This window comes from Actinotignum sp. usb-actsch-rep-73, from assembly GCF_059082735.1.
The window spans coordinates 15,789-27,798 of sequence record NZ_JBHNPV010000024.1; the positions used below are offsets into that span (position 1 = coordinate 15,789).

A 12,010-nucleotide genomic window follows, 5' to 3' on the forward strand; every position below is an offset into this window, starting at 1 on the left:
GGCGACTTTGAGTGTTTTATAGCTTTATGGTCAGCGTCATCATTGAACGCTTGGGTGACTCTCAACATTGAGAGTCGGTGCGGTGGGTAAGCCCTAATGGGCTCACCCACCGCTTTGACTTTCGTCAGCTAACTGCGACTAAACAATCAGCGGTACATCGGACCGAAGGTCTCGCATGCACGGTAGTCCGCGCCTTCGAGATCAGCGGTACCGAACAGCGACCATGCCTTCGGGCGGAAGATCTTTTCTTCCGGAACGTTGTGCATGTTCACCGGGATACGGAGCATCGAGGCAAGCGTGATGAACAGGGCACCGTTGTGACCGTAGGAAATCGCGCCGTGGTTTGCGCCCCAGTTGTTCATGACATCGTAGGTCGTCTTGAAGGCACCTTCACCGGTGAGGTTCGGAACGAACCAGGTAGTCGGCCATGCGATATCCGTGCGCTCTTCGATCTTGAAAGCAACTTCGTCAGGAAGCTCGACGGTCCAGCCTTCGCAGATCTGCATGACTGGCTTGCCGGCAACCAGGTTAATGCGAATCATGGTGACAGGCATTTCACCTTCAGTGCGGAAGTGAGTCGAGAAACCACCACCGCGGAAGTAACCTGTCGATGCCGGGTGGAAGGTGGTTGCCTCAAGGGTTGCCTTCTGGTCTTCTTCGGTGACCTCCCAGAACGGCTTGATGACGGGCTTACCGTCACGGGTTGCCTTGCCAGCACCGTCAAGGGTGGTGGAACCGGAGTTGCGCAGGTCAAGGAAGCCCTGTGCCGCGCGTCCTTCCGGCTTCCAGCCGGTGACGCGCTCGACGGACTCGGGGCTCCAGTAGGTGCGAACATCGGAGAAGATCTGGGGCGTATTGGTCAACAGGTAGCCAAACAGCATCGAAGCACCGTTGAGCGAATCGTTCTCGGTTGCAAGAACGTTGGGCTGACGCGGACCGGTCCAGTCGAAGTTCGTGTTCAGAATGGTTTCCATAACGTCACCATTCGGGAAGTGGTCGGTCCACTGGCGCTGTCCTTGGAAGCCTGCGGCGATAGCACCGTGGCCACCAGCTTCTTCTTCAAAACCGAGCTCTGCAAGACGTGGGTTGCCGTTCATCAGGTCGCGACCGATCAAGGTCATCTTAGTGACGAACTTCCACCAGTCCTCATGCTTCTCCGGGAACTGCCAATCTTCGGGGTTCCAGTCCTTGCCCTGCTTGAAGTTCTCGCGGATCCAGGTGTAAGCCTTCTCGTACTCTTCCGGATCGTAGATGCCTTCTTCAATGCGGCGGGTGAACTCGGACATGTCGATGTATTCGTTGCGCATTCCAAGGTAAGCACCGAAGAAGTCAGGGTTGACGACAGAACCAGCAATACCCATGGCAACCGAGCCCATGGACAGGTATGCCTTGCCACGCATCTGGGCAACTGCAAGACCAGCGGTAGCGTAGCTCAGAAGACGCTCACGAACATCTTCCGGAATGGAATTGTCATCGCCATCCTGGACATCCTTGCCGTAGATGCCGAATGCGGGGATACCGATCTGCGCGTGCCCAGCAAGAGCTGCTGCCAGGTAGACAGCGCCGGGGCGCTCGGTGCCGTTGAAGCCCCAAATTGCGTGCGGCATGGTGGCATCCATGTCCGTGGTTTCAGTGCCGTAGCACCAGCAGGGGGTAACGGTCAGGGTCAAGCCGACATTGTTGACGCGGAACTTGTCAGCGCAAGCCATTGCTTCGTGGACACGACCAATGGTGGTGTCAGCAATGACGCACTCGACGGGGGTGCCGTCGGTGTAACGGAGGTTTTCGGAGAAGAGCTTGGCAACGGCCTCAGCCATGCCCATGGTCTGCTCTTCGAGGCTTTCGCGGACACCGCGACGGCGACCATCGATTGCCGGGCGGATACCGATGCGGGGGTGATCAGTCATTTGTTCCCTCATTCCTTGATCAAAACTTCATTGTTGAGTGGGGGGCGATTCACACCCCTCGGATCCTACGTGTGAGTTGGGGCGGGCCCGAGTGAATGAGCCCACCCCAACTCAGTCAACATCACTCGTAGAGGTTCGGAGCGACCTCGTCAGAGTCGATGTTGGATGCGTCGTACCAGTAGAAGCCGGAGTCAATCGTCTTCGGGAGTGCGATGCCGTTGATTGCCTGGATGGCTGCAGTGACGGTCTTGTAGCCCATGAGCTTCGGCGCCTGGGTGATGGCGCCGGCCTGCGAGCCGTCCTTGATTGCAGCGATCTGGGTCTTGCCGGAGTCAAAGCCGACAACGGTCAGGGTCTTGCCGGACTCGTTAGCACCCTGGATGGCGCCGGAAGCTGCTGCTTCGTTGGAGCCGTACATGCCGACGATGTCGTCGTTTGCCTGGATGATGGCCTTGGAGGTGTCAGCTGCCTTGCCGACCTCGCCTGCAATCTGCTCTTCGAGGAGCTTCAGGCCCTCGGGTGCGTTGGCCTTGAAGTATTCCTTGAAGCCATCGCAACGCTGCTTGCCGGTGGTGGAGGTTGCGTCGTGGCAGATCACGCCGACGGAGCCGGTCTTGCCATCGAGCAGTTCGATCATGTGCTTTGCGGCCTCAGCTGCCGCTGCCTTGTTATCGGTCGAAACCGTGGTCAGCGGGAGGTCGGAGTCAACACCGGAGTCGAATGCGACCAGCGGGATGCCTGCGGACTCAATCTGGGTGAGTAGCGGGGTTGCTGCGCCCGAGTCGAGAGCTGCAAGGCCGATAGCTGCCGGGGAGGTGTCGAGTGCTGCCTGGAGCTGGTCGAGTTGCTGGGTCACCTTGGTCTCGTCGTCGGGGCCGACGAATTGGATCTTGTAGTTGAACTCCTTGCCGGCGTCCTCGGCGCCTTCCTTCACTGCCTGCCAGAAGCGGTGCTGGAAGCCCTTGGAGACGAGGTAGATGGTCTTGGTGCCATCGCCAGCAGGAACTTCGTTAGACTGCTCGGTGACCTCTTCCTTTGTTGCGGAATCGGAGCCCGATGCCGCTGCGTCGGAACCCGACTCGGAGGTGTTCGAGGTGGAGCAAGCTGCCAGGCCGAAGGCCATGGTTCCGGCTGCTGCGACTGCAACGATACGGCCGATGGGGCGCATGTGTTTTTCCTTTCGTGGGGCCAAGAAGACGTTTGCCTTCTTGAGGGTGTGAATCAAACGCCTATGTAAGATTCACGGATTCAATTGGTTTTATCAGGCTGCGTTCTCGCGAGCGCGGCGGATGTTGTCAATGAAGACTGCGAGGAGAACAACGATACCGGTAACAACCAGCTGCCATTCAGAAGCAACACCCATCATCGTCAGGCCCTTCTTCAGGGTTTCCATGATGAGTGCACCAACGAATGCACCTGGGATCGATGCACGGCCACCGGAGAGTGACGTGCCACCGATAACGGTTGCTGCGATGACGTTGAGTTCGAAGCCGACGCCTTCAGCGGGCTGGACGAAGCCGAAACGTGCCGAGTAGAGGATTGCGCCGATTGCCATGAAGACACCAGCGGTGATGTAGATGATGACCTTCCAGAGGCGGACGTTCACACCGGAGAGGCGGGTTGCTTCCTCGTTCGATCCAATGGCCAGAGCGTAACGACCAAGGAGGGTCTTGTTCAGCAGGAACGCTGCAAGAATCGTCAAGAGGATGAAGATGATTGCTGCGTTCGAGATACCCGGGATGATCGAACCGGTGGACAGTGCGATGTAGCCAGGGTTTGCGATCGAGATCGTGGACTTATCGGAGATGATCAGTGCCAGACCACGAGCCACCATCATCATTGCCAGTGTTGCAATGAACGGCGGAAGACCGAGAATCGAGATGTTCAGGCCGTTGATCAGACCAACGAAAGCACCGAACAGGAGAACGAGGATAAGACCGACCCCCAGGGGCAGGTTCAGCCAGTCAGCCGACAGGAAGACACCGGCCATAACGGCGACGAGGGTCATGCCCGTACCGACCGAGAGGTCAATGCCGGATGTTGCGATAACGAACGTTGCGCCGAGAGCCATCACGCCGGTGTAGGCGGCCTGCAGAAGAATATCGGTAAAGATCTTCGGCTGCGCAAAGTTCGGGGCTGCGAACATGAAGTATGCGTAGATGATGACCAGTGCGATGATCACCATGACTAGCTGCATGTTCGATTTGAAGAAGGCTGCCACCGGGCTGGTGGACTTTTCCGCCTTAGTAGCTGCGGTGCTCACGCGAGAACTCCATTCGCTTCTTCCTGACCAACGGTGGCCAGTTCCATGATGTTTTCCTGGGTGGCGACCTCGTTGTCGAGTGTGCCGATGATGCGGCCGTGGGCCATAACTGCGATGCGGTTTGCCAGGCGCAGAACCTCAGGCAGTTCGGAGGAGATCACGATGATCGCCTTGCCCTGCTTGGCAAGAGCCTCCAGAAGTGTGTAGATTTCATCCTTCGCGCCAACATCGATGCCTCGGGTCGGTTCGTCGAAGATCAGCACGTCGGAGTCGCGGACAAGCCACTTGGCGATAACGACCTTCTGCTGGTTACCACCAGAGAGGGAACGAACTTCAGTGTGAATCGAAGGGGTACGAGTACGGAGCTTCGCGACGTATTCCTGAGCTACTGCGTCGATCTTCTTGGAGTTGATGACGCCGGCACTGGTGAATTCGCTCATCGTAGCCATTGCAGTGTTGTCTGCGATGGTCTTGTCGAGAAGAAGACCGAACTGCTTACGGTCTTCGGAGAGGTAGCCGATGCCAACCTTAACGCCGTCAGCTGCGTTGCGGATCGAGACCTTCTTACCGTTGATGTAGACATCGCCGGAAGTGTGGGGGTCAGCACCGGAGAGAGCGCGAGCAACTTCGGTACGACCTGCGCCAACGAGACCTGCGAAGCCGAAGATTTCGCCCTTCTTAACCTCGAAGGACACATCGTGGACGGCCTTCTTCGTGGACAGGTGCTCAACCTTCAGAACTGCTTCGTCAGACAGAGGCTTAGTGGTGGGGCGAGCATCAGCCGGAACCTCGCGACCAACCATGAGGCGAATAACCTCGGAGAGTTCGGTGGCCTTGGTATCGACGGTGCCGACGTACTCACCATCGCGCAGAACAGAGATGCGGTCAGTGAGCTCCTTGAGCTCAGGCATACGGTGCGTGATGAAGATCAGGCCGGTTTCCGGAGTAATGAAGTTGCGAACGAGCTCGAACAGGGATTCGGTCTCAGTCGTGGTCAGAGGAGCTGTGGGCTCGTCCATGACCAGGATCTTCGTTGACTCGTAGGAAAGTGCACGGGCAATTTCAAGCATCTGCAGACGGGCAACCGTGAGGTCACGGCAGGTGTCCGTCGGGTTGAGGTCCATGTTCAGGCGCTCGAACAGCTCCTTAGCATCCTTGTTGAGCTTGCGGTCGTTGATGACCGAGCCTTTGTGGGAGCCAGCGCGACCGATGTACAGGTTCTGCGCAACCGTGAGGTCTGGAATAATGTTGAGCTCTTGGTGAATGATGCTCAAACCCAGATCACGAGCATGGTTGGCGTTCTTGACATCAACCTTCTGCCCCTGTAGCCAAATCTCACCGCCCGGATCTGCCTTATGGATACCAGTGAGAACCTTCATCAGCGTCGACTTACCGGCGCCGTTCTCACCACAGAGACCCAAGATCTCGCCAGCGTTAAGGTCAAGGTCCACGTTGGACAACGCCTTGACGCCAGGGAATGTCTTTGAGATCCCCTTTAACTCAAGTAACTTTGTCACTTCTCACCCCTTGGGTACCGATCACTACAGTGTGGCCGGAGTTTGTTATCTGAAACTCGTTAGCGCTACCGAAACAAGCCCCAGGAATCGCCCTCATTGGCGTGTCATAAGCGTACGACAACTGAGAGCGCCTTTGAAATCGAAAATGACGCTCCGTTATTAAATCGTTACCGCTAACGAAAAGGACTCGCGAGATATCAACAAAAGCACCCCGAGAGCTTTCACGCACTGACCTAACGACCATTTCAATTGGACATATTTGCATCTCCAACCTGCAAAAATCTGTCAACAAACAGCAGATTCCAGCGGGGACGATTCACTACACACGAACGCGAGGGAGCGAGTTGCGTTCGCCCCTCCACTAGGAAACGACGAGGCCGGGCACATCAAATAGCGACTCCCCCACAGTGCCCGAAGGCACGAGCTATAGAGGCATGAAACTGGGGATAATGCCCGAAAGTCAACACCCCTTAGAAAACAAGCCCAAAAAGCTAACTAAACCCCTCATCACAAAGCACCCTGGCCAAAACACCAAAATTAAGACACAAAAATGGGCATTAGTCCCAAGAAACTGGGGCTTCAGTGAGTAACTCACTGAAGCCCCAGTTATGTGGCTCCCGCGACTGGATTCGAACCAGTAACCGTCCGATTAACAGTCGGATGCTCTGCCGTTGAGCTACGCGGGATTGCGACCTGTTAATTATGCCGAAGTTCAACCGCTGATTGCAAATTGACTCTGCGTGGTGCGCGCCTCATTTTGAAACACAGCATAAACAGGACCTCATCAGGCAAAAACTGTCCCCCGGGAATCACTCCCAGGGGACAGTTTCAAGCGAATGAATCGCTGAAGCGTTTCTTACCTTCTATGCGCACAAAGACACGTCAGGTAAGAAGACGAAATCACTTAAGGGTGACCTTGCCGCCTGCTTCTTCGATTTCAGCCTTTGCCTTCTCAGCGTCGTCCTTCTTGGCAGCTTCGAAGATGGTCGACGGTGCGCCGTCAACAAGATCCTTGGCTTCCTTCAGGCCGAGACCGGTGAGGTTCTTGACAGCCTTGACAACTGCGATCTTCTTATCACCTGCGGACTCGAGGACAACCTCGAACTCGTCCTTTTCTTCAGCAGCTTCAGCAGCAGCCGGAGCAGCAGCAACGGCGACAGCAGCCGGAGCAGCAGCGGTGACGTCGAAGGTCTCTTCGAAGAGCTTGACGAAGTCAGAGAGCTCGATGAGGGACATTTCCTTGAAAGCTTCGATGAGCTCATCGTTGGAGAGCTTTGCCATGATTGGCATCCTTCCTAATTGGCCTGCCTTGCGAGCAGATTGTTGGTGAGTTCCACGCGGTTACGAATCGAACGCGCGGGGCCTGTCGCTTCAGGCCGCTTCGCCCTGCTGTGCACGCAGAGCATCGATGGTGCGCACCGTCTTGGACGGGAGCGCGTTGAATGCGTACGCCGCCTGCGAAATCTTCGCCTTGAGGGCGCCGGCAGTCTTGGCCAGCAGAACCTCGCGGGATTCCAGATCAGCAAGCTTCTTAACACCCTCAACGGACAGCGCTACGCCATCCATTGCGCCCGACTTCAGGACGAGCTGGGGGTTTTCCTTGGCAAAATCACGCAGCGTCTTGGCAGCCTCAACAGGCTCACCGGTGACGAAAGCAATAGCGGTCGGACCCTTCAGGTCCTCAGCGAGGAAGCCGAGGCCGACTTCCTGTGCCGCCAGCCTTGCCAGCGTGTTCTTCACCACGGCGTAGCTCGCGTTTTCGCCCAGTCCGCGACGCAGCTGCTTGAGCTGGCCAACGGTCAGGCCGCGATACTCAGTGAGCAGGACAGCGTCAGACGCGCGGAAACGTTCCACGAGTTCGGCAACTGCTGCTACCTTGTCAGACCTCGCCATGGTCCTCCTTCCAGATAAGTGACCACCGAGTAATGAAAAAGCCCGACACGTAGGTTCGTGTCGGGCATAAATGTCCGGTGTAGTCATTGCTGACTAGTCACTCACCTACGTCGACAGCTTTCGCATTTCATCTCAGTTTCCTGAGAAACCGACGGTCTTCGGCAGTGACCAGACTAGCAGGATGGGGTGAAGCAAATCCAGTCGCGACGATGTGCAGTAGGGCACGCAGACCTCAATACTCACTCACACAACCCATGAACATAAAACGTGAGTGGGCTTGATTGGTGTTTAAGCCAATCAAGCCCACTCATACGTCAATGTTTCATTCCCCTACAGGGAGTTCAACATCAGGAAGCGTCAGCAGTTGCGACGTTCTTCGTCTTCGTGGCATCGAGCGGGATGCCCGGGCCCATCGTGGTGGAGACGGTTGCCTTCGAGATGTAGCGCCCCTTGGCGGAAGCCGGCTTCAGACGAAGGATTTCGTCCAGGACAGCGCCGTAGTTCTCGGCGAGCTGTTCTGCGGTGAAGGAGGACTTGCCAACAATGAACGCAAGGTTCGAGTGCTTGTCGACGCGGAACTCAATACGACCACCCTTGATCTCCTTGATCGCCTTCGCGACGTCCATGGTGACCGTGCCGGTCTTCGGGTTCGGCATCAAACCACGCGGGCCGAGGACGCGACCGAGGCGACCAACCTTGCCCATGAGGTCCGGGGTTGCAACGGCGACATCAAAGTCGGTGTAGCCCTTAGCAACCTTTTCGATGAGCTCGTCGCCACCGACCTCGTCAGCACCAGCGTCGATTGCATCCTGCGCACGCTCACCAACAGCGAAGACCAAGACCCGGGAGGTCTTGCCGGTGCCGTGAGGCAGCGAGACGGTGCCACGCACCATCTGGTCAGCCTTGCGAGGATCAACACCCAGTCGGAAGACGACCTCGACGGTCGAATCGAACTTGGTGACGGTGGTCTCCTTGGCCAGCTTCATGGCCTCGAGAGGGGTGTAGAGAATGTCCGCGTGAATCTTTTCAGCCGCGGCGCGGTAGCTCTTGGAGCGCTTAGTCATTCTGCTTCTTCTCCTTGCAGTTGTGGGTTCCGGGCAGCGCATGCCCTACCACGGGAAATAGTTTGGGGTCAGCCTTCGACGACGATGCCCATGGAGCGGGCGGTGCCGGCGATGATCTTGGCTGCAGCTTCGATGTCGTTCGCGTTGAGGTCGACCATCTTTGCCTGTCCAATTTCGCGAGCCTGGTCCATAGTGATGGAGCCAACCTTCACAGTGTTCGGGGTGCCGGAGCCCTTCTGGAGGCCAGCGGCCTTCTTGATCATTTCGGAAGCCGGCGGAGTCTTCAGAACGAAGGTGAACGTACGGTCTTCATAAACGGTGATTTCAACCGGAACGATCGAACCGCGCTGCGACTCAGTTGCAGCGTTGTAGGCCTTCGTGAACTCAACGATGTTCACACCGTGCTGGCCCAGTGCAGGACCAACCGGAGGTGCAGGGGTTGCGGCGCCGGCTGCGATCTGAAGCTTGATCAGGCCGGTGACCTTCTTCTTCGGTGCCATATTTCGGGTCTTTCTTGTTCAATTACCAGAAGAACGGAATTCCTTCTGGTTGCATGTAGAGGCAGGGCGCTGAAGGCGCACTGAACCCACTACACACGAAGTGCAATGCTATCGCGCACCCGCCCATGTTCCCAAGTTCGGGTGCGCGACTTCACTCTTTGGTCAGTCTTCGCGCTTGGCAACCTGGTCGAAACCAAGTTCAAGCGGAGTCTCGCGTTCGAAGATCATGACGAGAACCTTGAGCTTCTCGGTCTCGGGCGAGATCTCGGAAATAGTCGCTTCCAGCGACTCGAACGGACCATCGATGACGGTGACGATCTCGCCAACCTCGAAGGCCACGCGGATCTCTTCCTTGACCTGAGCCACGGCAGGGACCTGCGGGCCAGCTTCTTCAAGGATGTTGTACTTCAGCAGATCAACGACCTCATCGATGCTGAGCGGAACCGGGTTGTGCTGGTCTCCTACGAAGCCGGTAATAGCCGGGGTGTCCTTGACCATGCGGTACGACTCTTCATCAAAGTCCATGCAGACGACGACATAGCCAGGAATACGAACGTGGCGAACACGCTTCTTCACCGAACCACGGAACTCGGTGATGTACTCATCCGGAACCTCGACGCGGAAGACCTTATCGGTCATGTTCTGGCTTTGAACGCGTTGTTCGAGGTTCGCCTTCACCTTGCGCTCGTGACCGGAGTAGGTGTGCAAGACGTACCAGTCACCGGGGATCATCATGATCTCGTTGCGGAACTTCTCGAGGGGATCAATGTCGCCAGATTCTTCGCCAGATTCAGCTTCTTCAGCTTCAACCGGCTGCTCAACGCTTCCGGCTTCTTCTTCCGCCGCTTCAGCGGGGTTTTCGGTCAGTTCAGCCTGGGCGGCCTCGTCGATTTCGACAGGCAGATTCTCTTCACTCACGCGTTCCTCCTGGGTGCTAGTTTCCTAGCAGAAAATTGAGTGCCGAAGGCTAGAAGAAACCCGCCTGCAGTATCTGCGGGCGGGTTCGCATCAGCTTCAGCTGAATATCAGTGCGTTCAGTTTACCGAATCCAAGATCCAAAAGACCAGTGAAAGCCATGATTACGGCCACAAAAACGACCACGACAACGAAGTAGGTCCACGTTTCAGAACCACTCGGGTAGACGACCTTCTTCATTTCTTCAATCACTTGAAGGAAGAAAGTCCACATCCTCACGAAAATATTCGGCTTCTTCTGAGCCTCTTTTTCGTGGGAGTCACGGGACGGCGTAGCGCCAGACTTCGTGCGATCTGTTTTCGCTGGCATGTGTGATGCCGTTGCGTCAGCCACGGAACCCCTCCTGAATTCGTGCCCAGAATATGAGTGGCAGGGCAGGCGGGACTCGAACCCACAACCGCCGGTTTTGGAGACCGGTGCGCTACCAATTGCGCCACTGCCCTACTGCACGCCGTAGAACGTGCGGGAACGAGTTTATGGAAAATCTCTTCAACTGTCCAACTGGGGAGTGTCGCAAACTGCTTGATATTCGGAATTAGACTACCGAACAGCCCCATTTAATGCGACGATAGTCCTATGAGCACAACACCTCGATCGCGCGTCAGCGCACGCTTTTCCGCTATCACCCCTTCAGCCACTCTCGCGGTTGACGCGAAAGCGAAAGCCCTGAAGGCTGCGGGTCGTCCCGTCATCGGCTTCGGTGCAGGTGAGCCGGACTTCCCCACCCCTGACAATATTGTCGAGGCCGCCGTCCGCGCAGCGCGCGAGCCGGCGATGCACCGCTACACTCCGGCGGCCGGCCTTCCAGCTTTGCGCGAAGCAATTGCTGCAAAGACTCTGCGCGATTCCGGCTACGAAGTTGATCCGTTGCAGGTGCTGGTCACCAATGGCGGTAAGCAGGCCGTATTCCAGGCTTTCGCTTCCATTTTGGATCCGGGGGACGAGGCTCTTCTTCCGACTCCCTACTGGACGACCTATCCGGAAGTCATCAAGCTTGCCGGCGGTGTCACGGTTCCCGTTTTCGCTGGTGCCGATCAGAATTACAAGGTAACCGTCGAACAGCTCGAAGCTGCTCGTACGGAAAAGACGAAGCTTCTGTTGCACTGCTCACCCTCGAATCCGACCGGCACTGTTTACACTCCTGCAGAGGCTCGAGCGATTGGCGAATGGGCTCTTGAACACGGCATTTGGATTATCACCGACGAAATCTACGAGCACTTGCTCTATGAAGATGCCGAGCCGGCTCATATGGTGAAGCTTCTTCCAGAGCTTGCCAATCAGACCATCGTGTTGAACGGTGTGGCGAAGACCTACGCAATGACCGGCTGGCGTGTTGGTTGGATGATCGCTCCGACTGACATTGTGAAGGCTGCAACCTCGTTCCAGTCGCATTTGACCTCGAACGTATCGAATATGGCTCAGCGTGCAGCCTTGGAAGCTGTCACTGGCCCTCTCGACGCTGTCCATTCCATGCGTGAGGCATTCGACCGCAGGCGCAAGACCATGATCTCGATGCTTTCCCAAATCGACGGCCTCGATGTTCCGACCCCGAAGGGTGCGTTCTACGCCTACCCGAACGTCGAGGGCATTCTGGGTCGCGAAATCCGTGGCAAGGTCCCCACAACGTCGGCTGAGCTTGCCGACCTGATCCTCGAAGAGGTCGAGGTTGCTGTGGTGCCCGGCGAAGCGTTCGGCCCATCTGGCTTCATTCGTCTCTCCTACGCCCTGTCTGACGGCGACCTTGTTGAAGGTGTCGGCCGCATTCAGGAGCTTCTGGCGCAAGCACACTGAGGCTAGGCCTTACTAGCACCTCCCCAGGACAGGACCTCGCGCCCAGGATCTCGAACCCACACAGTGTCTGCATTCTGTTCACGCTTGACATGTCTGGACG

The 12,010-nt window shown here is 56.8% G+C and carries 11 protein-coding genes and 2 tRNA genes; 1 reads left to right on the plus strand and 12 read right to left on the minus strand.

The genetic code is table 11. The annotated features are described in order from the left end of the window. Positions 1–146 precede the first annotated feature (146 nt). The 12 genes from AC5RE1_RS01585 to AC5RE1_RS01640 form a co-directional block, all read right to left on the minus strand. Positions 147–1,907, minus strand: a complete 1,761-nt coding sequence (locus AC5RE1_RS01585) for an L-fucose isomerase (RefSeq protein ID WP_285069745.1) — start codon at positions 1,905–1,907, stop codon at positions 147–149. A gap of 121 nt (positions 1,908–2,028) precedes the next feature. Continuing rightward, positions 2,029–3,075: an ABC transporter substrate-binding protein gene (locus AC5RE1_RS01590; protein ID WP_285069747.1), complete on the minus strand. Its 1,047-nt coding sequence runs from the start codon at positions 3,073–3,075 to the stop codon at positions 2,029–2,031. Positions 3,076–3,168: 93 nt separating this feature from the next. Then, a complete protein-coding gene (locus AC5RE1_RS01595) occupies positions 3,169–4,170 on the minus strand; it encodes an ABC transporter permease (RefSeq protein ID WP_101628744.1) in 1,002 nt (333 codons plus the stop codon). After that, positions 4,167–5,687, minus strand: a complete 1,521-nt coding sequence (locus tag AC5RE1_RS01600; protein ID WP_493938235.1) for a sugar ABC transporter ATP-binding protein — start codon at positions 5,685–5,687, stop codon at positions 4,167–4,169. Before AC5RE1_RS01600 ends, AC5RE1_RS01595 begins: the two co-directional genes overlap by 4 nt. A 611-nt stretch (positions 5,688–6,298) precedes the next feature. Further along, a tRNA-Asn gene (locus AC5RE1_RS01605) sits at positions 6,299–6,373 on the minus strand. Positions 6,374–6,587: 214 nt separating this feature from the next. Then, on the minus strand, positions 6,588–6,968 hold the full coding sequence (rplL, locus tag AC5RE1_RS01610) for a 50S ribosomal protein L7/L12 (RefSeq protein WP_006680226.1): 381 nt from the start codon (positions 6,966–6,968) through the stop codon (positions 6,588–6,590). Between the two features lie 90 nt (positions 6,969–7,058). Beyond that, complete coding sequence (rplJ, locus tag AC5RE1_RS01615) at positions 7,059–7,580, minus strand: 50S ribosomal protein L10 (RefSeq protein ID WP_006680227.1); 522 nt, start codon at positions 7,578–7,580, stop codon at positions 7,059–7,061. 347 nt (positions 7,581–7,927) lie between these two features. Then, a complete protein-coding gene (gene rplA, locus AC5RE1_RS01620) occupies positions 7,928–8,644 on the minus strand; it encodes a 50S ribosomal protein L1 (RefSeq protein WP_006680228.1) in 717 nt (238 codons plus the stop codon). A gap of 68 nt (positions 8,645–8,712) precedes the next feature. Next, the gene (rplK, locus tag AC5RE1_RS01625; protein ID WP_006680229.1) at positions 8,713–9,144 is read right to left on the minus strand and encodes a 50S ribosomal protein L11; all 432 of its coding nucleotides are present in this window, start codon (positions 9,142–9,144) and stop codon (positions 8,713–8,715) included. A 162-nt stretch (positions 9,145–9,306) separates the two neighbouring features. Continuing rightward, positions 9,307–10,062 carry a transcription termination/antitermination protein NusG gene (gene nusG / locus AC5RE1_RS01630; protein ID WP_179369930.1) on the minus strand — a complete coding sequence of 252 codons (756 nt, stop codon included), beginning with the start codon at positions 10,060–10,062 and terminating at the stop codon, positions 9,307–9,309. Between the two features lie 96 nt (positions 10,063–10,158). Then, entirely contained in the window at positions 10,159–10,452 is a 294-nt protein-coding gene (gene secE, locus AC5RE1_RS01635; RefSeq protein WP_006680231.1) for a preprotein translocase subunit SecE, read from the minus strand. A 34-nt stretch (positions 10,453–10,486) separates the two neighbouring features. After that, positions 10,487–10,562 (minus strand) — tRNA-Trp (locus tag AC5RE1_RS01640). 133 nt (positions 10,563–10,695) lie between these two features. Here AC5RE1_RS01640 and AC5RE1_RS01645 point away from each other — a divergent pair. Further along, positions 10,696–11,910 (plus strand): pyridoxal phosphate-dependent aminotransferase, encoded by a 1,215-nt coding sequence (locus tag AC5RE1_RS01645; RefSeq protein ID WP_219585452.1) that lies wholly within the window; start codon positions 10,696–10,698, stop codon positions 11,908–11,910. Positions 11,911–12,010: the final 100 nt, after the last annotated feature.

Bases quoted from the DNA above. Each gene is read 5' to 3' on its own strand.
- rplL (WP_006680226.1), bottom strand. From the start codon at position 6,968: ATGGCAAAGCTCTCCAACGATGAGCTCATCGAAGCTTTCAAGGAAATG.
- AC5RE1_RS01590 (WP_285069747.1), bottom strand. From the start codon at position 3,075: ATGCGCCCCATCGGCCGTATCGTTGCAGTCGCAGCAGCCGGAACCATG.
- AC5RE1_RS01585 (WP_285069745.1), bottom strand. From the start codon at position 1,907: ATGACTGATCACCCCCGCATCGGTATCCGCCCGGCAATCGATGGTCGC.
- rplK (WP_006680229.1), bottom strand. From the start codon at position 9,144: ATGGCACCGAAGAAGAAGGTCACCGGCCTGATCAAGCTTCAGATCGCA.
- AC5RE1_RS01645 (WP_219585452.1), top strand. From the start codon at position 10,696: ATGAGCACAACACCTCGATCGCGCGTCAGCGCACGCTTTTCCGCTATC.
- rplJ (WP_006680227.1), bottom strand. From the start codon at position 7,580: ATGGCGAGGTCTGACAAGGTAGCAGCAGTTGCCGAACTCGTGGAACGT.
- rplA (WP_006680228.1), bottom strand. From the start codon at position 8,644: ATGACTAAGCGCTCCAAGAGCTACCGCGCCGCGGCTGAAAAGATTCAC.